Origin of the sequence: Nocardia amikacinitolerans (genome assembly GCF_900215415.1) — a bacterium.
GTDB classification, from domain to species: domain Bacteria; phylum Actinomycetota; class Actinomycetes; order Mycobacteriales; family Mycobacteriaceae; genus Nocardia; species Nocardia amikacinitolerans.
In genome coordinates this window covers 489706-513198 of record NZ_OBEG01000002.1, presented here as the reverse complement: position 1 = coordinate 513198, position 23493 = coordinate 489706, and the positions used below count along the sequence as shown (strand labels likewise).

30 protein-coding genes are annotated in these 23493 nt (G+C 67.7%); 15 read left to right on the top strand and 15 right to left on the bottom strand.

The window, feature by feature from the left end; translation table 11 throughout:
• Positions 1-33: 33 nt before the first annotated feature.
• Complete coding sequence (locus CRP45_RS10645) at positions 34-609, top strand: dihydrofolate reductase family protein (RefSeq protein WP_097244949.1); 576 nt, start codon at positions 34-36, stop codon at positions 607-609.
• Between the two features lie 114 nt (positions 610-723).
• Here CRP45_RS10645 and CRP45_RS10640 read toward each other — a convergent pair whose 3' ends face one another.
• The 3 genes from CRP45_RS10640 to CRP45_RS10630 all read right to left on the bottom strand — a co-directional run bounded on the left by CRP45_RS10640 (position 724) and on the right by CRP45_RS10630 (position 2759).
• The gene (locus tag CRP45_RS10640; protein WP_097244948.1) at positions 724-906 is read right to left on the bottom strand and encodes a DUF6011 domain-containing protein; all 183 of its coding nucleotides are present in this window, start codon (positions 904-906) and stop codon (positions 724-726) included.
• A 327-nt stretch (positions 907-1233) separates the two neighbouring features.
• Positions 1234-1548 (bottom strand): hypothetical protein, encoded by a 315-nt coding sequence (locus CRP45_RS10635; RefSeq protein WP_067788388.1) that lies wholly within the window; start codon positions 1546-1548, stop codon positions 1234-1236.
• A gap of 236 nt (positions 1549-1784) precedes the next feature.
• Entirely contained in the window at positions 1785-2759 is a 975-nt protein-coding gene (locus CRP45_RS10630; protein WP_097244947.1) for a helix-turn-helix transcriptional regulator, read from the bottom strand.
• A gap of 134 nt (positions 2760-2893) precedes the next feature.
• Here CRP45_RS10630 and CRP45_RS10625 point away from each other — a divergent pair, with 134 nt between their 5' ends.
• The 6 genes from CRP45_RS10625 to CRP45_RS10600 all read left to right on the top strand — a co-directional run bounded on the left by CRP45_RS10625 (position 2894) and on the right by CRP45_RS10600 (position 6784).
• Complete coding sequence (locus tag CRP45_RS10625; RefSeq protein WP_097245441.1) at positions 2894-3289, top strand: RidA family protein; 396 nt, start codon at positions 2894-2896, stop codon at positions 3287-3289.
• Positions 3290-3367: 78 nt separating this feature from the next.
• Positions 3368-3844 carry a DUF488 domain-containing protein gene (locus tag CRP45_RS10620; RefSeq protein WP_245910057.1) on the top strand — a complete coding sequence of 159 codons (477 nt, stop codon included), beginning with the start codon at positions 3368-3370 and terminating at the stop codon, positions 3842-3844.
• 713 nt (positions 3845-4557) lie between these two features.
• On the top strand, positions 4558-4950 hold the full coding sequence (locus CRP45_RS10615; protein WP_097244945.1) for a hypothetical protein: 393 nt from the start codon (positions 4558-4560) through the stop codon (positions 4948-4950).
• Positions 4940-5929, top strand: a complete 990-nt coding sequence (locus CRP45_RS10610; RefSeq protein WP_097244944.1) for a hypothetical protein — start codon at positions 4940-4942, stop codon at positions 5927-5929. The genes CRP45_RS10615 and CRP45_RS10610 overlap by 11 nt, the downstream gene beginning before the upstream one ends.
• The gene (locus tag CRP45_RS10605; RefSeq protein WP_245910056.1) at positions 5926-6411 is read left to right on the top strand and encodes a roadblock/LC7 domain-containing protein; all 486 of its coding nucleotides are present in this window, start codon (positions 5926-5928) and stop codon (positions 6409-6411) included. The genes CRP45_RS10610 and CRP45_RS10605 overlap by 4 nt, the downstream gene beginning before the upstream one ends.
• 1 nt (position 6412) lies before the next feature.
• The gene (locus CRP45_RS10600) at positions 6413-6784 is read left to right on the top strand and encodes a hypothetical protein (protein ID WP_097244943.1); all 372 of its coding nucleotides are present in this window, start codon (positions 6413-6415) and stop codon (positions 6782-6784) included.
• A 104-nt stretch (positions 6785-6888) separates the two neighbouring features.
• Here the strand turns inward: CRP45_RS10600 and CRP45_RS10595 are convergent, their stop codons facing one another.
• Both CRP45_RS10595 and CRP45_RS10590 read right to left on the bottom strand, forming a co-directional pair.
• Complete coding sequence (locus CRP45_RS10595; protein WP_097245440.1) at positions 6889-7500, bottom strand: class I SAM-dependent methyltransferase; 612 nt, start codon at positions 7498-7500, stop codon at positions 6889-6891.
• Positions 7501-7517: 17 nt separating this feature from the next.
• On the bottom strand, positions 7518-8564 hold the full coding sequence (locus CRP45_RS10590; RefSeq protein WP_097244942.1) for an NAD(P)/FAD-dependent oxidoreductase: 1047 nt from the start codon (positions 8562-8564) through the stop codon (positions 7518-7520).
• A 79-nt stretch (positions 8565-8643) separates the two neighbouring features.
• Between CRP45_RS10590 and CRP45_RS10585 the strand changes: the two genes are divergently transcribed.
• Together CRP45_RS10585 and CRP45_RS10580 are read left to right on the top strand one after the other, a co-directional pair.
• Positions 8644-9237: a helix-turn-helix domain-containing protein gene (locus CRP45_RS10585; protein ID WP_097244941.1), complete on the top strand. Its 594-nt coding sequence runs from the start codon at positions 8644-8646 to the stop codon at positions 9235-9237.
• A 177-nt stretch (positions 9238-9414) separates the two neighbouring features.
• Positions 9415-10503, top strand: coding sequence for a hypothetical protein (locus CRP45_RS10580; RefSeq protein ID WP_097244940.1), 1089 nt, complete (start codon positions 9415-9417; stop codon positions 10501-10503).
• A 15-nt stretch (positions 10504-10518) separates the two neighbouring features.
• Here the strand turns inward: CRP45_RS10580 and CRP45_RS10575 are convergent, their stop codons facing one another.
• The 4 genes from CRP45_RS10575 to CRP45_RS10560 form a co-directional block, all read right to left on the bottom strand.
• The gene (locus CRP45_RS10575) at positions 10519-11346 is read right to left on the bottom strand and encodes a hypothetical protein (RefSeq protein WP_097244939.1); all 828 of its coding nucleotides are present in this window, start codon (positions 11344-11346) and stop codon (positions 10519-10521) included.
• Complete coding sequence (locus CRP45_RS10570) at positions 11343-11900, bottom strand: hypothetical protein (RefSeq protein ID WP_245910055.1); 558 nt, start codon at positions 11898-11900, stop codon at positions 11343-11345. Before CRP45_RS10570 ends, CRP45_RS10575 begins: the two co-directional genes overlap by 4 nt.
• 124 nt (positions 11901-12024) lie before the next feature.
• The gene (locus tag CRP45_RS10565) at positions 12025-12726 is read right to left on the bottom strand and encodes an alpha/beta fold hydrolase (RefSeq protein WP_218841127.1); all 702 of its coding nucleotides are present in this window, start codon (positions 12724-12726) and stop codon (positions 12025-12027) included.
• A 45-nt stretch (positions 12727-12771) separates the two neighbouring features.
• Complete coding sequence (locus CRP45_RS10560; protein WP_097244936.1) at positions 12772-13752, bottom strand: DMT family transporter; 981 nt, start codon at positions 13750-13752, stop codon at positions 12772-12774.
• A 62-nt stretch (positions 13753-13814) separates the two neighbouring features.
• Between CRP45_RS10560 and CRP45_RS10555 the strand changes: the two genes are divergently transcribed.
• Entirely contained in the window at positions 13815-14630 is an 816-nt protein-coding gene (locus CRP45_RS10555; protein WP_245910054.1) for an AraC family transcriptional regulator, read from the top strand.
• Positions 14631-14673: 43 nt separating this feature from the next.
• Here CRP45_RS10555 and CRP45_RS10550 read toward each other — a convergent pair whose 3' ends face one another.
• Positions 14674-15006: a hypothetical protein gene (locus CRP45_RS10550; protein WP_143861401.1), complete on the bottom strand. Its 333-nt coding sequence runs from the start codon at positions 15004-15006 to the stop codon at positions 14674-14676.
• 55 nt (positions 15007-15061) lie between these two features.
• The gene (locus CRP45_RS10545) at positions 15062-15544 is read right to left on the bottom strand and encodes a MarR family winged helix-turn-helix transcriptional regulator (RefSeq protein ID WP_097244935.1); all 483 of its coding nucleotides are present in this window, start codon (positions 15542-15544) and stop codon (positions 15062-15064) included.
• A gap of 75 nt (positions 15545-15619) precedes the next feature.
• Here CRP45_RS10545 and CRP45_RS10540 point away from each other — a divergent pair, with 75 nt between their 5' ends.
• The 4 genes from CRP45_RS10540 to CRP45_RS10525 all read left to right on the top strand — a co-directional run bounded on the left by CRP45_RS10540 (position 15620) and on the right by CRP45_RS10525 (position 19964).
• Entirely contained in the window at positions 15620-17044 is a 1425-nt protein-coding gene (locus tag CRP45_RS10540; protein WP_097244934.1) for an MFS transporter, read from the top strand.
• A gap of 78 nt (positions 17045-17122) precedes the next feature.
• On the top strand, positions 17123-17722 hold the full coding sequence (locus CRP45_RS10535; RefSeq protein ID WP_097244933.1) for a CHAP domain-containing protein: 600 nt from the start codon (positions 17123-17125) through the stop codon (positions 17720-17722).
• A 227-nt stretch (positions 17723-17949) separates the two neighbouring features.
• Positions 17950-19086 carry a hypothetical protein gene (locus CRP45_RS10530; RefSeq protein ID WP_097244932.1) on the top strand — a complete coding sequence of 379 codons (1137 nt, stop codon included), beginning with the start codon at positions 17950-17952 and terminating at the stop codon, positions 19084-19086.
• Between the two features lie 164 nt (positions 19087-19250).
• Positions 19251-19964, top strand: coding sequence for a DUF1906 domain-containing protein (locus tag CRP45_RS10525; RefSeq protein WP_097244931.1), 714 nt, complete (start codon positions 19251-19253; stop codon positions 19962-19964).
• A 10-nt stretch (positions 19965-19974) separates the two neighbouring features.
• Here the strand turns inward: CRP45_RS10525 and CRP45_RS10520 are convergent, their stop codons facing one another.
• Together CRP45_RS10520 and CRP45_RS10515 are read right to left on the bottom strand one after the other, a co-directional pair.
• Positions 19975-20331, bottom strand: a complete 357-nt coding sequence (locus CRP45_RS10520; protein ID WP_067788423.1) for a hypothetical protein — start codon at positions 20329-20331, stop codon at positions 19975-19977.
• 117 nt (positions 20332-20448) lie between these two features.
• A complete protein-coding gene (locus CRP45_RS10515; RefSeq protein WP_067788425.1) occupies positions 20449-21231 on the bottom strand; it encodes an Rv1157c family protein in 783 nt (260 codons plus the stop codon).
• A 321-nt stretch (positions 21232-21552) separates the two neighbouring features.
• Between CRP45_RS10515 and CRP45_RS10510 the strand changes: the two genes are divergently transcribed.
• The gene (locus CRP45_RS10510) at positions 21553-22815 is read left to right on the top strand and encodes a mannosyltransferase (RefSeq protein WP_097244930.1); all 1263 of its coding nucleotides are present in this window, start codon (positions 21553-21555) and stop codon (positions 22813-22815) included.
• Between the two features lie 40 nt (positions 22816-22855).
• Here CRP45_RS10510 and CRP45_RS10505 read toward each other — a convergent pair whose 3' ends face one another.
• On the bottom strand, positions 22856-23152 hold the full coding sequence (locus CRP45_RS10505; protein WP_067788429.1) for a 4a-hydroxytetrahydrobiopterin dehydratase: 297 nt from the start codon (positions 23150-23152) through the stop codon (positions 22856-22858).
• 49 nt (positions 23153-23201) lie between these two features.
• Positions 23202-23378, bottom strand: coding sequence for a hypothetical protein (locus CRP45_RS33770; RefSeq protein ID WP_097244929.1), 177 nt, complete (start codon positions 23376-23378; stop codon positions 23202-23204).
• Positions 23379-23493 lie beyond the last annotated feature (115 nt).

The following is a 23493-nucleotide window of genomic DNA, read 5'->3' as shown; positions in this document are numbered from 1 at the left end:
ACTGGCTCCACTTCGAATTTCAGGAGGAAAACTGTGACACGTGAATTGGTCTACACGGGCTTCATGTCGCTGGACGGCGTGGTGGACTCGCCGGGCGGCAAGGTGGAGGGCCACCGCAGCGGCGGCTGGGTGATGGAAACGGAGTTCGTCCCCGAGGCGTTCTCGCTCAAAGGCGAAGAACTCGCCGACACGACCGCCCTGATGTTCGGCCGACGCAGCTACGAGGCGTTCGCCCCGATCTGGCGCGATTCCGAGGATCACGCCGCGTACAAGGACTTTCCCAAGTACGTGGTCTCGACAAGTCTGAAAGACGACGACCTCATCGAGGGTTGGGGTCCGATCACGATCCTGCGGTCGATCGACGACATCGCCGAGCTGAAGCGGAGCGATGGTGGCGCCATCTTCATTCACGGCAGTGCCGAGCTGGCGCGGCGCCTGTCGGATGCCGATCTGATCGACCGGTACAACCTGCTGGTGTTCCCGGTGCTGCTCGGGGCAGGCAAGAGCCTGTTCAGCAGGGCGGATCGGGACAAGCAGCAACTGCGTCTGAAGGAGTCCGCGACCTACTCCAACGGAGTGACCAAGCTGATCTACGAAGTCGTACGCTGAGATCGGCCGACTCACCGAGTAGCCGAAACGCCGAACGGGCAAGCGGCGCAAGCCTTGTCCCGTCACCCGAGGCGGGCGCCATCCTGAACCCGATGCGCCTCCTCGGTGTGATCCTCAGGCCACGATGTCGAAGAGGGTCAGCTCGCGGGCCGCGGCGGCGCGCTGTTCCGCCCGCTCGCGGAGCGCGCACGTCGGCCCGATGCCCTGTGCGACCGATTCCGTCGACACCAGCCACCCGTGACAGCGGCGGCAATGCGCCACCAGTCTGATCTCGGGACGATCGTCGGTCTCGGCCATTTCGCTCTCCTTCGGCCGCTGCTGGTTCCCGCCTCGAGAGTGACATGGGGGACCGACACCTTTGGGCGATCGCGCCTACCGGATAGCGGGGAAGGGGACTCGGAAGGTTCTACGGAACCTGTTCTGCCACCGATGATTCGAGGGATTGGACTACTGTCTCCGCATAGTCGGCGACAGCGTCGGATCCGAACTCGGCCGTGGTTGCCGGGGAACTCCGGGAAGCGCGGGATCGCATCGCGCGAATTCGTGTCCGACGTCCGGATACACCCGGACGTCGGCCGTCGGAAGTGTGCGGCGTCGGTGCATGTTCGCCGCGGATCTCTGCGGTCAGAGACGGAAGATTCGAGAACCCAGGGCCCAACCGGCGCTGGACCAGTTCGGGCCGAAGCAGGCGACTGTGCCCGGCTGGCCGACGGGCAAGTCGGCGCGGGTGGTGTACTGGCCGAGGATCGGCGGGAAGGTGGTGAAGTTGTATCCGACGCAATCGATTTCGAGTCGGTAGGTGCCCTCGCCGCCTTGGCAGACGCCGTTGTATCCCCACGGGCCGTTCATCGATCCCTGGCAGCCGGACGAGTCGGCGGAGGCGGTTCCGGCGATCGCCGCTGTCGCGGTGAGGGCCAGAAGAGGGGCGGTCAGACACATCGCTACTGCTCGTGGCGAGATCCTCACAAGGTCTCCAATCGTGTAGGCGAAGCTTTCGTGGGATGTATCTGCCGTTGTGTCGCGGTACGTTACATGCGGTTTGCCGACCGCGATCCCGATGCTGATTGGCGGACAGGCGAATTCGGGCCGCGGCGGCGCGCTCCGGTTTCGGGATCGTTGGCTACCGTCTCGGCGCCGAAGAGGATCGGTAGCGGCGCGGTGATGGCGACCAGCTGTCAGGCCGAGCCTTCGTAGCGGGCGGCGACGGCGGCCGCGCGGTCGCGCAGGGAGGTGCGCAACCACTGCGGGGCAAGGGCTTCCGCGTCGGCGGCGAGCTGCCACAGCGCCCATTCGGCGTGCCTCGAATCTTGGAAGGTCACCTCCAGTCGCAGCCGACCGTCCGCGTCGGCTTCTTCGGCGAGCACGGCCAGCGCGGTGCCCACCAGGTCCGCCCGCCGTGCCGGGTCCAGCAGTACCAGCACGGTGACTTGGTCGCCGCCGGTCCGAAACCGCGTGCTGCGTTCCTGCCAGGCCAGGTCCAGGTCGACCCGGTCCGGTCGCTCCGCGGGTTCGGGGAGTTCCTCGGCGGCCAATATTCGGGACAGCCGGTAGGTGCGGTCCGCGCCGGATCTCGTGGCAAGCAAGTAGCCCAGGCCGTGTGCGGTGACCAGGCCGATCGGGTCCACGGTCCGCCACTTCGGCGGTTGATCCACGGCCGCGTAGTGGATGCGCAGCTTGTGCCCGGCGAACACCGCGCGCCGGACCTCGGTCACGACGGCGTGGGGCGCCTCCTCGGCGACCAGTCGGCGCGCGAGGAGGTCTGTCTCGGGGTCGATGAGCAATCGCTTGGCCGCACCCGCCGCGGTGGCCCGATAGCTTTCGGGTAGTGCGTCGACCACCTTGCGCATGCCCGAAGCGAGCGCCGAGCCGAGGCCGAATGCCTGTGCGCCGCGCCGTGATCCGGCGACCAGCAGGGCGAGCGCCTCGTCGTGGTTCAGTCCGGTGAGCTCGGTCTGGAAACCGGGCAACAACGCGAAACCGCCGTGCCGACCGCGTTCGGCGTAGACCGGAACGCCCGCCGCGGACAGCGCCTCGATGTCGCGCAGCACGGTGCGGGTGGACACCTCCAGCTCGTCGGCCAGCTCGTTCGCGGTCAGCCGACCGCGCTGGCGCAGCAACAGCACCAGCGAGACCAAGCGGTCGGCGCGCATACGAAAATTATGTCAGCAATACACGACACAAGATGTCGTGTATTGCTGAGAGGCTGACCGGCATGACAAAGAAGATGGCTACCGAGCCGATGGACGTACGGACTCTCGACGAGGCGACCGGAGCCGATGGGGCGATGCGGCGGACGGCGATCAACCCGTGGGCGTGGTCGGTGGAGATGGGGTACAACCAGGGTGAGATCGTCTCGGGGCACACCCGGACTCTGTACTGCGCCGGGCAGACCGCGATGAGCGGCGACGGCGAGCCCCAACATCCCGGTGACATGGCGGCGCAGTTGGCTTTGAGCCTCGACAACCTGGAGGCCGTTCTCGGTGCGGCAGGCATGTCCCTCGCGAACCTTGTCCGGCTCAATGTCTACACCACCGACGTCGATCTGCTCTTCCAGCACTACGGTGTGCTGGCGTCGCGGCTGGGCGCCGCCGAGGTGGCGCCGGCCACCACGATGCTCGGGGTGACCCGGCTGGCGATCCCCGTCCTGATGGTGGAGCTCGAGGGAACCGCCGTCGCCTGAGGCGACGCCGCCGCCTCGGCAGGGCATCCGGCGGAACCGCACGAATAGCAGGCAGGTGGGTGATCTCCGGTGCTCAGAATGGTGACGATAGGCGTCTACGGCTTTACCGCCGAAACCTTCGTCGCGAAACTCACCGGCGCGGGCGTGGGGTTGCTGCTCGACCTCCGCCAGCGTCGCGGTGTTCGGGGCCCGGAGTACTCCTGGGCGAACTCGGCGCGGCTGCAGAGCGCGCTCGCCGCGGCGAACATCCGCTACCGGCACGTGAAGGAGTTGGCGCCGACGACCGAGCTGCGGCAACTCCAATACCGCGAGGACGACCGCCAGGGTGTTGGCAAGCGCAACCGCCTCGCGCTCGCGCCTGAGTACACCGAGCGCTACACCCGTGAGATTCTCGACCCGTTCGACCTCGGCGCGCTCGTCGCGGAGCTCCCGAACGACTCGACGACCGCCCTGTTGTGCGTCGAGCGCGATCCGGAGGCGTGTCACCGCTCGCTCGTCGCCGAGCGCCTGCGCGCCGAGCACGGCCTGCCGGTTACGGATCTTCGCCCGGGCTGAAACCCCGCCTGCCATCGGCGTTCTCATCCCATTCGACGGCGTCGAAACGCGCAGCCGAGCATGCGATGCGCATTGCACTGCGAGGCAATGCGATTGGTCCCGCTCCACACCGTCGACGCCACTGGAGCGTCGGTTGCGGCCCTCGGATATGGATTCGAGTTGGTCCATATCCGAGGGCCGAGGGGAGCGGCGCACCTGCGTGCTTGGTGAGATTCCTATCGGTCGAGTGCGTTTCGCGGCACCCGCCGAATTCGACCGTGCGGAAACTCGACGGGCGTGGTCGTGAAGGGCGCATTCGCACTTCTGTTCGGCGGCGCGTCCCGCGCGGTCCGCACCACCTTCGTTCGTGCGGGCGCAATTGTGCCATCGTCACGGCGAGGCCGCGTCCTTCGCGCAATGTCGGCACCAAAGACACTGGGCCGCAACGAGGTTTGCGAGGGCGAGCGCGCGGGGATAGCTGTGTAGAGCCTACCGGTACGAAATGAATCTCGCAGCGCGAGCCTTCCGCATTGTGGGCAACCTAATTTCGCAAAGCGAGATGACCAAAGTCCCTTAACTACCGGTAGGTTTCAAATACCGGAGGGTATTCTTTTCTCGTTTCCGGGGGAAATGCGTTGTGTGCTGAGAAATTTCCCGGCGATAGCTGTACATCGGTCGCCGGGCGTGTGTAGCGTCGGGACTCGCTAAATCCCTCACAGACAAGCGGTGGCACGGTGATCGGTATCGAGGGCTGCCTGAAACGCATCATGGACATTCCGGGTGCGCGCAGCGTGACGATGGTGGACGGCGCGAGCGGCCTTGCGATCGCCGCGGCCGGGGAGCACGACCTGGTGGACGAGCACGAAGATGCCGCTGCCACAACGGATGTGGTGCGCGCCGTGCTCGGCTGTTCGGCGCTGGCCAGCGGACGCGAAGGCGACGATCTCACCGAGATCATCGTGTGCGGTACCCGCGGATTTCACCTGCTGAATCTGGTGGACGGCGATTTCGACGGGCGGCTTTTCGTGCACGTCCTGTGCGACGACGACACCGGGAATCTGGCCATGGCGCGATTTCAGCTGCGAGCGATTCTGGCGGAATTCGCCGAGGACGGTCATGGGCGTTGAACTCGCGGTCGAGCTGCGGCGGCTGGAAAAGGAAGGGAGTACAGGTGTGTTGCGCGCGGGCGATGGCGCGTTTCATCTCACCGGCGGCGTGATCGCCTCCGCCGATTGCCGCAGGACGACCGGGTTGGACCGGCTCGTGGTGGAGGCGGGCGTGGCGACCGCGGAGGATTGGCGGCGGGCGGGTTCCGGCGACCCGGGGCAGGTACTGAACCGGCCGCGCCTGGAAACCCTTGCGCTGCTTTCGGTTTTCGACGCGGCGTACTTTCTGCTCGCGTCGTCCGCCGTCCCCGAGTTCCGGCCCGCTCCGCCGCACTGGCTCGCCCCGGTCTGTCACATCACGCCGCGCGCACTGGTGCAGGAATGCGCGCGGCGCGGTGATCCGGAGTCCGGGCCGTGGCCCGCGGAGCTGGTCGACCGGGCGCCGGTCGTGCCGGTGCGGCGCGTCCGGCGACGGCACGTGGTGCTCACGGCGGGCCAGGCCGAGGTGCTCGCGGCGGCCGATACCCAGCGCAGCATCACCGGTATCGCCCGCGACCTCGGCCGCACCACGTACGGGTGTCTGGAGGCGGTGCGGGAATTGACCGCGGCAGGCTTGATCAAGCCGCCGAGCCCGGTCGCCGATCCTGGTAGGCACACGGCCCACTGGGGTGCGGGATTCGCGCCGTACAGCGGGCCACAGGGCGTCCGCATCGATACGCGAAATGGCAAGCACGCCAAGATGACCGGACCTGACGTCGCCGAATTGTCCACGCACACCGGGGTGTCGGGCGCAGGGCGCGTCATCGATATCGAGGCGCCGACCGGAGAGTCCGGCGGTGCGCGAGAAGACGAGCCGCCGACACCGCTGATCAGCGATCCCACCGCCCCACCCCTACGCCGCCGGGTGCGGTCGACCCCGCTGCCGACCGCGGAACAGTGGGAGCCCGTGGACCGCGATGTGCTGGTTCGCCTGCGGGCGGCGTTGGAGGAGCTTGCGTGACCGCGCGAAAGAAACTGTTCGGCGAATGGATGGGAAGGTTTACCAAGGTGGCGATGTCCGGACCGGAACCGAACGCGGCGGTGCTTGCGGAACTGAAGATGCTGCGGGATCGGGTGCCGCAGTCGACCGGCGCGCTCGTCGCGTCCGGCGACGGATTGCTGATCGCCCACGACCTGCCCGCGCACATCGAACCCGACGGAATGGCAGCGCTGTCGGCTTCGCATCTCGCGCTGTCCTACCGGCTGAGCGCCACCGCGAACGGCGGCGGCTTCCACGAGGTCGTGGTGCGCGGCACCGAGGGGCACGTGGTGATCTACGCGGCGGGCTGGGCCTCGCTGACCGTACTGGCCGGACCCGAAGTGAACGTCGGCCGGCTCCACCTGGAGTCGCGTCCGGTGGCCCGCGCGATCGTCGATCATCTGGCGGCGCTGGCGACCAAGCCCGGAAAGGACCGGGCAGTGCACACCCATCGAAAGGAATGAAATGACGAATCTCGATCTGGCGCTCAAAGACATGATGGTGATCGACGGTGCGGTCGGCGCCGCCGTCGTCGACTACAACAGCGGCATGGCGCTCGGAATGCTCGGCAGCTCGAAGAATTTGGACCTGCAGATCGCGGCCGCGGGCAACACCGAGGTGGTGCGCGCCAAGCTGCGGACCATGGAGCAGCTCGGCCTCAAAGAGGAGATCGAGGACATCCTCATCACCCTCTCCGGCCAGTACCACATCATCCGCCCGATGACCGGCCGCAAATCCAAAGGCCTCTTCCTCTACCTCGCACTGGACCGCGGCCGGGCCAACCTCGCGCTCGCCAGGCACCACCTGCGGGGCATCGAAGAAGACCTGGAGGTCTGACCCGTCCGCGGCGACCGTGAGGAAGTGGACGAAGCATGTCGTCCAGGTCGTTCCGCCATAGCCGGTCACGCGCAGGGCGCACCAGCTAGCCCGAAGCGACCGTGTCAGCGAATCTTCCGTGCCACAAGCACGGCATCGCGAAGCTCGACCTGGTGACTGCCGTGCGTCACCGTTCGAGAACTGTTCTCCGCCATCATTATTTCCCAGCGGACGGGATCCAGCTCCGCCGCCAGGTCTTCCGCCGTGACATGCACTCCGGAGGCGTGCGCCGCCGAATGCGCGTCCGACGGATGGTGTCCGACGATGAGCAGCGTGCCGCCGGGCGCGACCGCGGGAGCCAGTCGGTGCAGCAATGTCTCGGCTCCGATGACGGGGTGGGCGTAGTGGGAGCAGACCAAGTCGAAACCGTTCTCCGGCGGCACCCATTCGGTCAGATCCGCTGCGAGCCAATCGATTCGACCGGCCACCTCCGGTCCGCGGATGTCGGCGCGCTCGCGGGCGCGCTCGAGAGCCGCGGTGGCGAAATCGACGGCCGTCACCCGCCAGCCGTGCGCGGCGAGCCAAACCGCTTCCGCGCCTTCGCCGCAGCCCGCGTCCAGGGCACGACCCGGCGGTAGTTTCGCCGCCTCGACCGTCAGGTGTGGGTTCGGTTCCACGTGCGGAGTCGACGTGCGGTAGCGGTTCTCCCAAAAGGCGTGGTCGAGTTGTTCGGACACGGTGATCCTTTCGTCGGTCAGAGGCCGTGGCGGCTGTCGCCGGAGCTCGTCTCGCACAGGCGCGCTTCGGTGTCGGTCGAGAACGGATGCCTTCGCTCCGGCCGTGCGCGGTCTCCGTTCGCGCTCGGGTAGGCCGCGACCGCGTGTCGGGTGTCCTCGGCGACCAGGTCGGCGTTGATCTGTGCGCCCGCCGTGGCACCCGCGGCGGCCGCTGTTCCGACTTGGGCGGCCAGGTCGGTGACGTTGCCCGCCGCCCACACGCCGGGCACGTCGGTGCGTCCGGTCGGGTCGGCCGCGATGAACTCGCCCATCGGGTGCTCGCTGGTGCGCAGTCCGAGCGTGGCGAGGAACTCGGCCCGCGCCACCATGCGCGACCCGACCGCGACGACCTCGCGTTCGATCACCGTGCCGTCGGTGAGCCGCACGCCGGTGATGCGGTCGTCGGCGATCACCAGGTTCGCGACTTCGCCCTCGACCAACCGGACACCGCGGGCGGTCAGCTGCACCGTCTCGTCCTGTGTCGGTGCGGTGGTCCCGATGAAGAATGTCACGTCGGCGCTCAGCTGCCGGAACAGCAGCGCCTGGTGGACCGACATCGGACCCGTGGATAGCACGCCGATCGCCCGGTCGCGCACCTCCCAGCCGTGGCAGTACGGGCAGTGCACCACGTCGCGCCCCCAGCGTTCGCGCAGGCCGGGGATGTCGGGCAGCTCGTCGACCAAGCCGGTGGCGACCAGCAATCTGCGGGCGCGGACGGTTCGGTCGTCGGCCGTCGTCACCACGAATCCGTCGCCGTCGCGGCTCGCGTCGCGTACCTCGCCGGAGACGAGCTGAACGCCGAACTGGCGGACCTCCGCGCGGCCGCGTTCCAGCAGCTCCGCGGGCGGCATGCCCTCCCGCGCGAGCAGGCCGTGCACGCCGTCGGCCGGTGCGTTGCGCGGCGCGCCCGCGTCGATCACCAGCACCGAGCGGCGCGATCGGCCGAGCATGAGCGCACCGCTCAAGCCCGCGGCGCCGCCGCCGAGTACCACCACGTCATAGCTGTCCCTCAGTTGATCGGTCACGTGACCACCTCCTGCGACGACTATGCGAGCCGCACCGCCGTACCGGCAACATTGTTTGCCACTCTGGCAAACTGGTCTCATGGACGACGACCTCGACCGAGCACTCGACGCGGTCGGTCCCCGACTGCGTGCCCTGCGGCGAGAGCGTGAAACCACGCTGGCCGATCTTTCGGCGACCACCGGGATATCCGTGAGCACCCTCTCCCGGCTGGAGTCCGGCGCGCGGCGGCCCACCCTCGAACTGTTGCTGCCCCTCGCCAAGGCGCACGGCGTCACGCTGGACGAGCTCGTCGACGCGCCGGCCACCGGTGATCCGCGCATCCACCTGCGGCCGGTCACCCACCACGGCATGACCATGGTTCCGCTGACCCGTCGGGCGGGCGGCATCCAGGCGTACAAGATCGTCCTGCCGCCCGCCGACCCCCGCGTCGAACCTCGGCCCAAGACCCACGAAGGGTACGAATGGGTCTACGTCCTGAACGGACGCCTCCGCGTCATCCTCGGCGAGCACGATCTGGTGCTGGTCCCCGGCGAAGCGGCCGAATTCGACACCCACATACCCCACTGGTTCGGCGCCGCCGCCGCCGAACCAGTCGAATTCCTCAGCCTCTTCGGCAAACAGGGCGAACGCGCCCACCTCCGCGCCCGCCCGAAGTCGAAACGCGAAGAGTGAGACGCACGGCACCGCGTCGCGCGTGACGATGCATTGTCTTCAAGGAAGCGCCGTATGAAGTCCGCTGGGCGGCAAAGGCTCTCGGCCTCGAGTGGGTGAAAGAATTGAAGAGCCCCAGGCGCGTGAATTGCTTCAGAGGCGACACTGGGGCGTTCCGCTACAGGCTACCATGCTGCGGTGGTGACCGACTACAGCGCGACACCCGTCTGGGATCTGCTCTCCAAGCCACGGCTGCTTCCGTATCTGGACGCGGCCGATCAGGACAAAGAGGTCGCCCTACGCCTGTACGCGTGGACCAGCCGCACCGCCGCGGCTTCGTTCGAGATCGTCGGTCACCTCGAAGTGCTACTCCGCAACTCGTTGGACAGGCGGCTGCGCGAGCACTATCGGGAAGCCTCCGTCGGCATTCCGTGGTTTCTGATGCCGACGCCCGGCGGAGAAAGCCTGTCGGAGGCTGTCGAAACTGTGCGGGCTCGGCTCCGGCCGATGAACCAGGAGTCCAGGGATCAGATCGTCGCCGGGCTTAGTTTTGGCTTCTGGTCCGGTCTTGTCGGCAGGAAGTACGAGCAACTATGGCGCGATTGCCTGCACCGCGCGTTTCCGAACTCGTCTGGTCAACGAAAGCAGGTCTCGTCGGCTATCGAGGGTGTTCGAAAGTTCCGCAACCGATTGGCGCACCATGATTGTTTGCTGAATGTGGACGTCCCCTTCGAGATTCGGCGGGTTCTCGAGGTCGCCAGGTACATCGACGTGGATGCCGAAGGGTGGCTCGCGAAACTGAGTAGCGCGATGGACGTCTACGCTGAGCGGCCGGTTTCGACCGACGACACGGTGGTGGTGGCGGCTCGCAACGCTTGGTCACTCTACGAGCAAACCTTCGCGTACGTGTGCCAGCCGGGCCGGTTCTTTCGCCCGGTCGACCGCATGGCCTTCTATGTGCACTCGCAGATCCAAAAGGAAGTCCCGCGAATCCGCCATCGACGCGACAATGTCGAGTGGACTTCGAGTTCGGCCGACCGGCTGCGTGGTTCGGCGGATTCGAACGACCGGAAGATCGCGGCTGTCATCGACCACTCGCGAACTGTCGGCTGGGTCGAGGGGGCGTACCAGGTCTTCCTACTGACGCGTCCCGGAGATCCGACTCACAGATCGCTGGAGATGGCCCTTCCGCACAACGGTGCCGGGCGCGGAACGGCATTCACCCAAAAGCAACGCTATGTTTCGCTCCACGCCCTCGAGACCGCGAAGACGACGGCAGACCTCTGACGAAACCCCGTACGCCTACGTAATGAGTTGGTTGAAGAAGGTGCGGTAGGCGCGGAGGGTGTTGCGGAGGTCTTCGGTGTCGGGGTCCTCGGACCAGCGGGTGGTGAGGCCGCGGCGGTGTTCGGAGTAGGTCGCGGTGAGGTGGTCGATGGTGTTGGCGACGAGGTTGTCGGCGCGGGAGACCGCTTCGCGGGGGTTGTCGATGAAAGAGCCTTGGACGCTGCGCCATTCGGTGCGGAGGCGCTCGATTTCGGCTTCGGTGAAGAGTGCGATGGGTTCGTCGTGCGGTGCGGTTGGTTTCCCGTTCGGCGTCGCGGCGTCGGGGGAGGAGGTTTCCTCGGCGGGTGCTGTCGAGGGGCTCGTCTCGGTGAGCGAATTGGTGGCGGTATCGGGCGTTTCGTCCCGCGAGCTGGTCGGCGCGGCCACCTCGGCGCCGTGCGGAATCGCAGCTGTGGTGTTGTCGCGGGCTGCGCCGTCGCCGTGCACGGCCTGCGTGGTGCGAGCATCACGTGTGGCGGTCGGGTCTACCTGGACGCTGGTCGGACTGTCGCCCGACGTGTGCACGGGCCCGTCGGCGGGCGTCGAGTCGGTGGCGTCGCGCGCCCCACGGTCCGTGCTAGCGGTCGAGTCGGCGATGCCGGGCGCATCGATGTTGTTCGGCGCGGAGTTGGCGCTGCGTGCCTCGAGGTTGTCGTCCGGCGAAGAGTTGGCGCCGCGTGCTTCGAGGTTGGCGCTGTGCTCGGTTGTGGCGCTGCGTGCTTCGAGATCGGCGCCAGGTGTTCGGTCGCTCGGGACGGTGGGTTCGGTTGTGGCGCGGCGGGTTTCGGTGCGATCGGTGTTCATGAGAGGGCGTCCTTGGTCTGGCGGGTTCGGCCGTTGAGGAGGTCGTGGAAGAGTTCGCGGTAGTGCACGATTGCCGTGCGCATATCCTCGGTGGTGGTGTCGCCGTTGGTGCGGGTTGCGATGGCGTGGGCGCTGCGGTAGTGGCCGAGGGCGGGGGCGTGCTCGACGGAAAGGTCGGCCAGCTGCTGGTCGTAGCTCTCCGCGGGGTAACCGCGATCGGACATGACGCTGGTGACCAGGCGATCGGCCTCGGAGAGCGCGGCGGCGGGATCGTCTACGAAGCGTTCCTGCACGTCGGCCCACCGAGCCGTGTACTGCTTGCGCTGGTCCTCGGAGAGGTCGCGCAGCTCGAGCCCGGCGTGGCGGAGTTCGCGTTCGCGTAGTTCGCGTTCGGCGGCGCGGCGGCCGTCCCACTGCTCGACGGCCTGGTCGTATTCGGGCCCGAATCGTTTGCGCAAGCGACGAGTTCGCAGCGCGGGCCAGGACAAAAGCAGTACGGCCGTGAGCGCGACGAGCACCGCCACGATCGCCACGGCCACCATTGCGGATGACACGGGTTTCTCCTTCGACGAGTCTGTCGAAGCGGTAGTGCCTCGTTCCGCCGCATCCAAACCTCCGACCTTCGAACCGACCGGTCTCGAATGCTCTTCGAGTGTGGCGATTCTCAGGAATCTGCCGCTACGGCGCTTCGCTCGCGATCGCGTCCGCGGCCACGATCAGCTTGTCGGCAACGGTGTCCGGCGCGGTCAGTCCCGCCAGGTGATGACCGGAGCACTCGATGACGGGTTGGTCGGCGGCCCGGGCGGTTTCGGCATGGTCGCGATAGGTCTCGCTCATCAGGACGTAGGCGGCGGCCCCTGCCCAGACCACGTCCGGCGCGGCTTCGGTGAAGAACGCGTAGGGCAGCCGGGGGACCTCGGCGACGAACTCCGCACGCACCCGCGGATCGGGGAGGATCTCGAGCAGGGTTCCGGAAGGCAGCCATTCGTGCCATGGCGGCAGCAGGCCGTCGCGAACCATCGCGCGCAGCTGCTCATCGAATTCCCTTGGCAGAACGTTCAACTCGGGCGCTCCGGGATGAGGCAGCCCGGCGTCCGCGTAGACGAGTCCACGGACGCGGCCGGGCAGTCCGGCCGCGATCGCGGGTAGCAGCGGGCCGGCGCCGCTGTGCCCGACGAGGATCAGATCGCCTTGCTCGGGCACATCGCGGGCTACCGCATCGGCGATGTCGCGGTGGTACGGACCTGGTCCGGTCACGGCGGCGCGAAGGTCCGGTACGACCGCGGGCCTGCCCGTCCTCTCCAGTGCGGCGGCGACGAGACGCCAGGTGATCGGCCCGACGAGCGGGCTGTGCACGAGGACGAGCACACGATGATCCACGCGGTCACCACCTTGCACCCGGCCGGTTCGGTCCATGCGACGAATCTAGCTCGCCCGCAGGGAATCGGCCTCCGGCGAAACGGAGTCGGCCGTGGGCCTGGTCGAAGCCGTCTCGGAATCAACTGTCGCACCGCCTTCTTCGGCGTCGCGCGGTGTCGGCGAGATCGAATCACTCACCGCAGGACGGGTATTCAACCACGCTCCGACGAACATCAATCCCGCCCCGATTCCCTGCAACGGAGCGATGGATTCCCCGAGCAGCACCCACGCGCACGTCAAACCGAAAGCCGGGACGAGGAATATCGCGGAGGCCGCGGTGGTCGGCCCCACCTGACCGACCGCACGGTAGTACAGCACGTACGCGAGCGCCGTCGGCAGTGCGCCGAGATACGCCTGGTTGAGCCAGAATTCGGGGCCCAACTCCGACCAACGCACGTCACCGAAAGCGGGTACCGCGAGCAGTCCGAGGGCGACGGTGCCCGCGGCGGTCGCGTAGAGGGTGACCGTGGCCGCGGGCAACCGGCTCAACAGCGGCGCGCCGAGCAGCGTGTACGCCGACCAACAGGCTGCGGCGCCGAGAAACGCCAGGTCGCCGAGCAATCGGGTGTTTCCGGTATCCGGAATGCCGAGGAAGAACACGATCCCGCCGACCACCGCGAGAACCAATCCGAGCAACTGCACCACGGACAATCGCACGCGCCCGAGCACGATGCCCACCATGACGGTGCAGACCGGCGCGGCCATCGGCACGATCACACTCCCGTCGGCCGCGGGCGCCAAGGAGAGACCGAGGAAGAACAGCGCGTTGTAGCCGAACACGCCGACCATGCCGACGCCCGCGGCGCGCGGCACTTCGACCGCGGGCAGCCGAGGCGCGCGCAGGACCGCGAGCAACACGAGGGTGCCGCCGAGGAACCGCAGGAACCCCGCCACCTCGTGCGGGACTTCGGCGACGGCGGCCTTGGACGACGCGAAAGCGCTGCCCCACAGGGCCATGACCAGGATCAACAGCAGACGGATACGCACGCCTCGATACTCGGCGCCGACCGCCCCCGCGTATTGAACGCTGGTGCGGGGACAATGGGGCGGTGAGCGAATGGGTCGAATATCGGCGGATGCCGGACCGGCCGGTGGAGGTGATGCGCGCCCACTTCGAGCGACACGTCTACCACCCGCACGCGCACGAGACCTACTCGTTCGGTCTCACCGACTTCGGCGCGCAGAGTTTCGACTGCCGCGGCGCCGCCTGGGTCAGCGCGACGGGCATGGTGATGGCGTTCAACCCGGACGAAGCGCACAACGGGCACAGCGCCACCGAGGCGGGCTTCACCTATCGCATCGTGCACATCGGCACCGAGCTGATCACCGACTTGCTGTCCGACCGTGCCGGTCGCCCCACGGGCCTTCCGCTGTTCGCGGAACCGGTCCTGCACGATCCGCTGCTCGTGGGCGCGCTCGGCAGGCTGTACGCGAGCTTGACCTCGCCCGCCACCGAATTGGCAAGGGACGAGGCGCTTTCCGCTTCGGTGGCGGCGCTGGTGCAGCGCGGAGCACGGACTCCCCGCACCAGAACGGTGGTCGGCGGCGGCAACGGTGCGATCGCGCGCCGGGTGCGCCAGGTCCTGGACGAGCGCTATCTGGAGACGCTGTCGATGGACGATCTCGTCACCGCGACGGGCGCCAGCCGCTTCGCCCTCTACCGCGCCTTCCGCGCGAATTACGGTCTCGCGCCGAGCGATTACCAGCGCATCCTGCGGCTGCGAGCGGCGCGACGGTTGATCGCGACGGGCCACCCCGTCGCCGAGGCGGCCGTGGCCGCGGGCTTCGCCGATCAAGCGCACCTGACCCGCTGGTTCCGTCGCTGCTACGGCATCACGCCGGGAGTGTATTCGCGCGCGGGATAAACAGGCGGGCCGTGCTCGTGCCGGCGTTGTCCGCGCCGGCTGATCAGGCCGTAGCCCGCGCCCAGCGCCGTTTCGCCCAGCGGCGCACGGTCGGGCTGACCAGCAGCGCGGGTAGGAGCACGATCGAGCCGAGCAGCATGCCGACCAGCATCAGCCCCGCGAGTAGCTCCCCGATCGCCTGCACCGCGGCGGGCGCGGCGAACAGCGCGGCGAACGCGGCGACCGCGACGGCGGGCGGGTAGTGCCCCGCCTGGGCGAGGATCGCGGCGGCCGTGCCGAAAGCGACGGCGAAGGCGAGGCCGACGACGCCGATCAGGTAGTTGTCCCAGGCGAACCAGCTCGGGCCGTGCCGCCGGAAATGCCGAAGTTCTCCCATCGTCGGGAGCATAGTGCGCTGTTGCTGCGCCGTAACGGATTCGGCGAAGTCGGGCTCAGCGCGCCGCGGGCGGCCGCGGCCACGGGTTGTGCTCGAGGTTTTCGATGGACTCGTTGAAACGCGCGACCAGCGCGCTGAGCTGATGGATATCGGACTCCGACCACTCGGCGACCACGGCGCCGATGCCGTCGCGACTCTGGGCGCGGTCGGCGGCGAGCAGTTCCATGCCCTTGTCGCTGGCCCGGATCTTGCGCGCGATGCCACCTTCGGGATCCGGAACCCGTTCCACCAGACCGTGTTTGAGCATGGCGCCGACCTGCCGGTTGATGGTGGAGATGTCGAGGCGGAAGGCGTCGGCGAGTTCGCGAAGGGTGAGCGGGTTGTCGATCTCCAACCTGGTCAGGATGAGAAAGGCCGAGCGGTCCAGCTGAAAGCCAGGACGGCGCAGCACCGAGGCCGGGAAATGCCGGGAGAGCAGGGCGAGCTCGAAGGCGAGGCGCGTCAGCGCCGCGGGGTCGGTGGGTTCCCGGTCTGGCATGGCACTCACTATGTCGCCTGGATCACTTCGATGACAAATTGTGCAGCATACACACGATGTGTACCGTACACATTCATGTCCATTGCCGCGTCCTCGCCTGCCACGGAGGCCGATACCCGGCGCCGACCGGCCCCCGGCCTGCTCATCGCCACGCTCGGAGCGGTCGGCGTGGTCGTCTCGCTGATGCAGACGCTGGTCATCCCGATCATTCCCGCGCTGCCGACGCTGCTCGGCACCTCCGCCTCGAACGCGTCCTGGGTGATCACCTCGACGCTGCTGGCCGGCGCGGTGTTCACGCCGATCGCGGGCCGCCTCGGCGACATGTTCGGCAAGCGCCGCGTGCTGTTCGCGAATCTGCTCGCCATGATCGCCGGTTCGGTGGTCTGCGCGAGTTTCTCGTCGCTGCTGCCGGAGATCATCGGCCGCTCGCTGCAAGGCGCGGCCGTCGGCGCGATTCCGTTGGGCATCAGCATCATGCGCGACGAACTGCCGATCGAGCGGGTCGGTTCGGCGATGGCGATCATGAGCGCGACGCTCGGCGTCGGCGGTGCGGTCGGCCTGCCGGTGGCCGCGGCGATCGCGCAGAACGCGGACTGGCACATGCTGTTCTGGAGCTCCGCGGCGCTCGGCGTGCTGTGCCTGGTGCTGGTCTTCCTCTTCGTGCCGGAATCGCCGGTGCGTACCCCGGCTCGCTTCGATTTCGGTGGGGCCGTTGGACTTTCGGTGGCGCTGTTGGCGCTGCTCGTCGCGATCACCAAGGGCGCGGACTGGGGTTGGTCCAGCGCCTCGATCCTGACGCTGTTCGCGGTGTCGGTGGTGGTCTTCCTCGGCTGGGGCTTCTACGAACTCCGGCAGGCCGCGCCGCTGGTCGACCTGCGTGTCTCGGCGCGGCCCCGGGTGCTGTTCACCAACCTGGCCTCGATCGCGGTCGGCTTCTCGCTGTACGGCATGTCGCTGACCTTCCCGCAGCTGCTGATGGCGCCGGAGGAGACCGGCTACGGCTTCGGGCTTTCCATGGTGAGCGCCGGATTGGCCCTGGCCCCAACCGGTTTGGTGATGATGGCGCTCTCGCCGGTGTCGGCGCGATTGTCGGCGGCGCGCGGACCCAAGGTGACCCTGATCCTCGGTTCGGCCGTGATCGGTGTCGGCTACCTGTGCGCGGTGCTGTTGATGAACAACGTCTGGGAGATCATGCTCGCCGCCGTGATCGTCGCGGGCGGTGTGGGTCTGGCCTACGCTGCGATGCCCGCGTTGATCATGGGCGCGGTGCCGATCACCGAGACCGCCGCCGCCAACGGGCTCAACTCGCTGATGCGCTCGATCGGCACCTCCACCTCCTCCGCGGTGATGAGCGTGGTGCTCGCGCACATGACGATGTCGCTCGGCGCGCACTTGCTGCCCTCCCGCGAGGGTTTCCACACCACCTTCTTCATCGCCATGGCGGCCGCCGTGGTGGCCATCGCGCTGACGGCCTGCATCCCGATGGGCGAGAAGGACTGAGCGGCGCGATCCGGGGAACCGTACGCCGCGTCCGTTCGTCCTAAAGATGAATGGTCGTCGAGAGCGAGTGGGGGGCGAATGTCCGCACCGGAGAGAACCCGGGGCCGGTTGGGGCTGTTGCTGGCCCTTGGGTTGGCCGTCGTCGCGGCCGTCGCGGCGGGCACGGTCTGGTGGTGGACCAGCTCGGATCGCCCCGCCGTCGTCGGCGAGAGTCCAGCGGCCTTCCCGACCATCGATCGTTCGGCGCTCGATCCGGCGCAGATCCGGCTGGTCGAGGTGTTGGAGCGCGAGTACGCCGAGCCGGGCGGGGGCCCGAAGTATGCCGAGGGGGTCATCGAGCCCTGGTGCGCCGACTTCGTGAGCTGGGCGATGCGGGAGGCCGGGCGTCCGCTGTCGAATCCGAACTCCGGATCGTGGCGGATTCCCGGCGTCTACACCCTCCAGGAGTACTACGAGAGCACGGACCGGTTGGCGCCCATCGGCAGCGGCTACCGCCCGCGCACCGGCGACGTACTGCTCTACGGCCCGGCGAGCCAGTTCACCCAGCACACCAACATCGTGCTCACGGCGGCGAACGACGAGGTGACAACCATCGGCGGCAACGAGTTCGGCGAGGTGCGCATCCACCGATTCCGGGTGGCCGACGTGAACGACGTCGTCGGATATGGGCGATTCTGAAAATCACTGCCGCTCAGGGCGTCCCGTTCGGCGAGCGCGATGCTCGGCGCGTCCCTTCCCGAGCCTTAGTATGGAGTCGGCAGCGCCCGGCAGCGCTGCCGCCGCGGACCCTGTCCTGCTACCCCCTCATCAGCAGGACAGGGTTCCCCTAACGTTCTGATCTCCGGAAACTTTCGTCGCGTACCGTGTCGGTTGTCCGTTGAAAGGTGAGGGTTTCGGAATCTCTGATGCAGCCGACCGAAGAAACGACGAACGACCCGTCCTGGATCGACTACGCCGACTTCGGCGAACGCTTCGTCACCCACGCGGTGACCGAACAACGCATCGTGGCCGCGGTTTCCTCCATGGCGGGGCGCGGCATGGCCATCGGACCCTTCAACATCGGTCCTCCCGGACTCGCCGGATTCATCGCCGAGGGCAAGGTCGGCGACCCCAAGGTTCTCCGTCACGATCCGCACGTCGTCTTCCAGGTGACGGTGCCGCTCACCCTGGCGGTCAAGGTTCGCCTCGGCGGTAGGAAGCTGCGGCTGGAGGCGGTCGTCGAAATCGACCTCACCCTGCACGCCCGCACCGCCGACCCGCTGCTGATCGTCATCGACATTCCGCCCATCACCACCCGCGACGTGAGCTTCGTGCTGCGCGCCCAGACGGTCGATTCGGCCTGGGAGTGGCTGCTCGACCCGATCGCCGGTCTGGTGCAACGCGAGGTCGCCAACCGGGTCAACAGCATGCTGGCCGAACCGCAGGCCAGGAGCGGGCGGGTCTTCGATGTGGAGGCCATGGTCGCGGGCACGCCGTCGCGGCATCGCGCGCAGGAGGAGTTCGACTGGATCGATTACGGCGAGTTCGGCCACCGATTCTTCGCCCGCATCGTGACACGGGATCGGGTCTTCGAGGTGGTGGAGAAGATGGCGGGGCGGCCGATCGAGGTCGGGCCGCTGAAGACCGGGCCGAAGGACCGCGCGACCGTCACCGTGCGTGGCGCGATCCGGCAGCCGCGCCTTGTCGATCGGCCCGAGAGGCCGGACGATCTCGTCTCGTTCGACCTGACGCTGCCGGTCGGCCTCGACATCACCGTGCGGGTCTTCAAGGAGAACCAGTACCGCGCCGATGTCGAGATTCCACTGGTGCTGATCGCGAGAGCGGCCGATCCGTTGCTGATCGTCATCGACGTGCCGCCGCCCGCGACCGAGGACATCCGGATGGACTTCAAGGCGAAGGGCGTGCGCGCGGCGACTCTCGGGGCGGTGGCCGGAATCAAGAAGCAGGTCATCGCGCAGGTGGCCGGTGTGGTGCGCGAGCAACTCGGCGACAGTTCCGGCCGCACCATCGATGTCGCGGCTCGAATCGACGGTCTCACGTAACCCGTGTGACAAGTGGGAAAGCTGGGTCGAATGGGTCTAGCGGTTCGAATGTGAAATGTGGTGAAATGAGTTCACGTTCGAGGCTCCCGGCGCGCGTGTGAGCCTTGGGGAAGGTGCGCCGGGCACGCTGCCAGCCAATGGGGGTTGCGCGAAGGAGTCCTGCGATGCGTTCTCTCGATCTGTCCCGGCGCAAGCTTTTCGCCTACACCGCAGCGGCCGCCGCGCTGGGTGTCACCGGCACCGCGACGTCGGCCTCCGCGGCGGGATCTCTCGGGACCCTGATCGACTATTCCGGTGGCGTGCCCTCGGCCGACGCGATTCTGGAAGCCGGACATGTCGGCGTCATCCGATACGTCTCGGATCGGCGACCCGGCGCGGAATGGATGATGGGCAAGCCGCTGCTCGCGCGCGAGGCCGAGGCACTCACCGAGGCCGGACTGAAGATCGTGTCCTGCTACCAGTTCGGCAAGGGGCCGACCGCCGACTGGCGCGGCGGACTCGAGGCGGGCAAGAAGCACGCCGAGCGCGGGCTGGAGCTGCACCTGGCCGCCGGCGGTCCCGAGGGCAGACCCATCTACGCCTCGATCGACGACAACCCGACCCCGGTCGACTTCGCGACCATGATCGCGCCGTACCTGCTCGGCTGGGAAGCGGTGCTCGGCAAGCAGAACGTCGGCGTCTACGCCAACTCGCCGACCATCGATCTCGCGCGGGCGGCGGGCCTCGGTTCCTGGTACTGGCAGCACAATTGGGGCACCCCGAAGGGGTATGTGCACCCGGCCGCGCACCTGCACCAGTTCGAGATCGACAAGCGCGCCATCGACGGCGTCGGCATCGATCTCAACAACATCTTGAAGCCCGAATACGGGCAGTGGTGAGCGCGGCCCGTCAGGTCTGACAGTGGCAGACCGGGGCGACGCGCAGATCCGGTTCGTCGTCGGGCACCACGCGCAGATTCGGCCGCGTCTCCGGCGCCTCGTGATCACCCATCCAGGACAGCAGCGACCAGCGCGACAGTCCGGACAGCGCCGAGCCGAGGCTGGCGAAGGAGCCGGACGAGATCACCGACGCGAACGACCCGACCGATCCGATCGAGAGCACCGAACCGACGCTGCCGATGGAGAGGATCGAATAGGCCGACCCGATAGACAGGATCGAGCCTTCGGACCGGATGGACAGGATCGACCGGCGCGAGCGCCTGCTCCTGATCGAGCGGGGTCGTACCGTTCCTTCGACAGTCGACATGCCTTCGGTCTACCACAACGCGGACCGGGCCGGGGACGATCGCCGCGATTGCCGCGGTGTGTCGGCCGGACACGCCGAAGCCCGGCGGTCGCGAACGACCGGCCGGGCTTCGAAACATCAAGCGACGGTGAAGAAACCGAGCGTCGGCAGGAACGAGCAGGTGCGCGGCGCCGCGTCGGGCGCCTGGGTGGTGAGCGAGCCGCCGACGACCGCGACGATCCGGCCGCGGCCGGTGTTCACGATGGCGGACAGGGTCGCGGGACCTTCCGGGTTGATCTTCGCCTCGTCGGTCAGCGCCTGCACGCCGGACTGACGGGTGTCGAGGTTCAGCCACTGCACCGTCATCGGCGGGTTCTGCTGCGCGGTCGGCGCCTTGGTGCCGAGCGCGGTGAACACGAAGCCGGTCTGACCCGCCTCCGGTCCGGGCGGGGGCAGCGTGGCCGGGCCGGGCACCGCGAGGGCCGTACCGACCGAGTCGGCGGTCGGGCTGATGCAGCCCTTGCCGATGGTCGGGTAGAGGAACTGCGCGATGACGGGGCCGTCCTCCGGCAGCTCGGGACCGCCGCCGCCGCTGCCGTCGAGGAACGTGATGATCCGCTCCAGGGTCGACTTGATCTGCGGCGGCAGATTCAGGGTGTTGAGCAGGATGCGCGCCTGATCGAGGATCGCGGACTGCGGCCCGTTGGCGATATCGGCCGGGCCTGCGATGGCGCCGACGATGGCGGGGGTGAGCGCGGCGATCGCGTCCACCGGGACGCCCTCGGGCACCATCGGAACGCTGTTCGGAACCGCGGCGGGGGCGGGCGCCGGCGCCGCTACTGCGACCGGCGCGGCGAGCGAAGCGCTCGCCGCCAGGGCGAGTGCGGTCAATGCGATCCGCGATCCTCGGGTGCGAAGCACTGGTCTAGCCGTCCTTACCTCGGGTACATCTGGGCCAACGGGTGAAAACCCATTGTTTCGGGGGTCACTCTAAGGACACGACCACCGAGTTGTACAGCCGTGGTCGTTATCACGTTGTGCTCTGGACGATCAGTGTTATCAGAAGGTAACCCGGCGGGTTGTTACACATGTGAAAGGTGATGCAAATGTTATCCCTGTTGCATGCCCGCACGGGGAAGATCAGCGCTCCGGTTAATCTAGTCGCAGCCTTCGGCATTTGTCGCCGACACACCGGACATCGGTCGCGTTTCGCGCCCGCCCCCCGACCCGAAAGCCCGCGATTTGAACCGAGACAGCGCTCGGTCGGACCAGCGTCCGGCCGCTGCCCACCTGCGACTGGCGGTGTTGCTGCTCGGTCTTTCCGTTCTGGCCAGGCTGCTGTGGATGTTGGTGTCGCCCAACGGGATGAACCTGGTCGACCTGCACGTCTACGTGGACGGTTCGGCGGCGCTGCTCACCGACCGGCTCTACGACTTCACGTATGCGGAGAAGACGCCGGATTTCCCGCTGCCGTTCACCTATCCGCCGTTCGCCGCGCTGGTCTTCTTCCCGTTGCATTTCCTGCCGTTCAAGGTGATCGCGGTGGGCTGGCTGCTGGCAACGGTGGCGGCGCTGTACGGCGTCGTGTGGATCGCGCTGGAATTGATCGTCGGCGCGCGGCGGCTGCGCGAACCCGGTTGGCGCGCGGCGGCGATCGGCTGGACGACGGTCGGCGTGTGGCTCGAGCCCGTCCGTACCACGATCGACTACGGACAGGTCAACGTCTTCCTGGTGCTCGGCGCGATGCTCGCGGTGCGCAGTTCGCGCTGGTGGGTCTCTGGCGGGTTGGTCGGCATCATCGCGGGCATCAAGCTGACGCCGGCGATCACCGGCCTCTACTTCGTCGCGCGGCGGCGCTGGGGGACCGCGCTGTGGTCCGCGGTGGTGTTCGGCGCGACGGTCGGCATCAGCTATCTCATCAACAACCACGAGGCGACCCGCTACTTCGGCACGCTGCTCGGTGACGCGGACCGGATCGGCCCGGTCGGCTCGGTGTGGAATCAGTCGCTGCGCGGGACACTGAGCCGCATCCTCGGTCACGACGTGGAGTCCGGGCCGGTCTGGATCGCGGCGGTGTTGGCCGTCGCGGTGCTGGCCTTCTTCGCCTGGCGAGCGCTGGAACCGGACGATCGGATGGGCACGCTGCTGATGGTGCAGCTGTTCGGGTTGCTGATCTCGCCGATCTCGTGGTCGCACCACTGGGTCTGGCTGCTGCCGACCGTGCTGTGGTTGGTCTACGGTCCGCTGCGGCGCTCGCCGGGCGCGCGAATCCTGGCGGGTTATTGGCTGGTGACGATGCTGATCGGCGTGCCGTGGGTGCTGTCGTTCGCCCAGCCGACGATCTGGGAGATCTCCCGGCCGGGTGTGTTGTCCTGGTTGGGTGCGGTGGACGTGCTCGGCGTGCTCGTGCTGTTCGCGTGGATCATCTGGTCCGGCGCGCGGCGCCAGCGGTCGGGTGCGACCGCGGCGAACGAGATCGTGACGGAGGACTCCGCGCGGGCGTAGTCCGGCCGCCACCCCGCGCTCGGCGGTGATCCGGGCGCGGCTACTCGGACTGCGACGCGAGCAGATCGATCTCGCGGGCCAAGCCCAGATCCAGGGCGGTCAGTCCGCCCGCGGAATGGGTGGACAGCGTGAAGGTCACATTTCGCCACCGGATATCGATGTCGGGGTGATGGTTCGCGGCCTCGGCCGCGTCGGCGACCCGGCGCACCAGATCGATGCCAGCGGGAAACGAGGCGGCCTTGATGGTGCGGGTGATGCTCTTGTCGGACCGGCTCCAATTCGGCAGTCCGGCCAGCGCGTCGGCGATCTCGGCTTCGGATAGCAGTGGAGTGCTCATATGCCGGTTGTACCCCCGTTTGCCGGAGGTGCACCGGGATCGGTGAAACTCAGGCCGCGCGAGCCTGTTTCAGCGCCTTCTTCAGATCCTTGCCGGTCAGGCCCGCGGCCTCGGCCTTCTTCATCCGCATGATGACAACGGGGCATTTGAAGCAGCGCGTCTTCTTACGACAGCACTTCTTCTTCGGTTTCAGACTCGAAACCTTCTTAGCTTTTACCTTGCCCACGACGGTTAGCATACCCTTAGTCGAGCGCCTGAATCGGAGGGGTCGCCCGGTAGCCGGTACTGTGTAGCTGGCCGCGATGCCCGGTGAGTTTTCATTCTCCACCTGTTTGCAGGGG

Bases quoted from the DNA above. Each gene is read 5' to 3' on its own strand.
- CRP45_RS10640 (WP_097244948.1), bottom strand. From the start codon at position 906: ATGGCCGAGACCGACGATCGTCCCGAGATCAGACTGGTGGCGCATTGC.
- CRP45_RS10525 (WP_097244931.1), top strand. From the start codon at position 19,251: ATGCGTTCTCTCGATCTGTCCCGGCGCAAGCTTTTCGCCTACACCGCA.
- CRP45_RS10530 (WP_097244932.1), top strand. From the start codon at position 17,950: ATGCAGCCGACCGAAGAAACGACGAACGACCCGTCCTGGATCGACTAC.
- CRP45_RS10625 (WP_097245441.1), top strand. From the start codon at position 2,894: ATGCGGCGGACGGCGATCAACCCGTGGGCGTGGTCGGTGGAGATGGGG.
- CRP45_RS10575 (WP_097244939.1), bottom strand. From the start codon at position 11,346: ATGAACACCGATCGCACCGAAACCCGCCGCGCCACAACCGAACCCACC.
- CRP45_RS10610 (WP_097244944.1), top strand. From the start codon at position 4,940: ATGGGCGTTGAACTCGCGGTCGAGCTGCGGCGGCTGGAAAAGGAAGGG.
- CRP45_RS10630 (WP_097244947.1), bottom strand. From the start codon at position 2,759: ATGCGCGCCGACCGCTTGGTCTCGCTGGTGCTGTTGCTGCGCCAGCGC.
- CRP45_RS10545 (WP_097244935.1), bottom strand. From the start codon at position 15,544: ATGCCAGACCGGGAACCCACCGACCCCGCGGCGCTGACGCGCCTCGCC.
- CRP45_RS10505 (WP_067788429.1), bottom strand. From the start codon at position 23,152: ATGAGCACTCCACTGCTATCCGAAGCCGAGATCGCCGACGCGCTGGCC.
- CRP45_RS10550 (WP_143861401.1), bottom strand. From the start codon at position 15,006: ATGGGAGAACTTCGGCATTTCCGGCGGCACGGCCCGAGCTGGTTCGCC.
- CRP45_RS10585 (WP_097244941.1), top strand. From the start codon at position 8,644: ATGGACGACGACCTCGACCGAGCACTCGACGCGGTCGGTCCCCGACTG.
- CRP45_RS10620 (WP_245910057.1), top strand. From the start codon at position 3,368: ATGGTGACGATAGGCGTCTACGGCTTTACCGCCGAAACCTTCGTCGCG.
- CRP45_RS10520 (WP_067788423.1), bottom strand. From the start codon at position 20,331: ATGTCGACTGTCGAAGGAACGGTACGACCCCGCTCGATCAGGAGCAGG.
- CRP45_RS10540 (WP_097244934.1), top strand. From the start codon at position 15,620: ATGTCCATTGCCGCGTCCTCGCCTGCCACGGAGGCCGATACCCGGCGC.
- CRP45_RS10635 (WP_067788388.1), bottom strand. From the start codon at position 1,548: ATGTGTCTGACCGCCCCTCTTCTGGCCCTCACCGCGACAGCGGCGATC.
- CRP45_RS10600 (WP_097244943.1), top strand. From the start codon at position 6,413: ATGACGAATCTCGATCTGGCGCTCAAAGACATGATGGTGATCGACGGT.
- CRP45_RS10535 (WP_097244933.1), top strand. From the start codon at position 17,123: ATGTCCGCACCGGAGAGAACCCGGGGCCGGTTGGGGCTGTTGCTGGCC.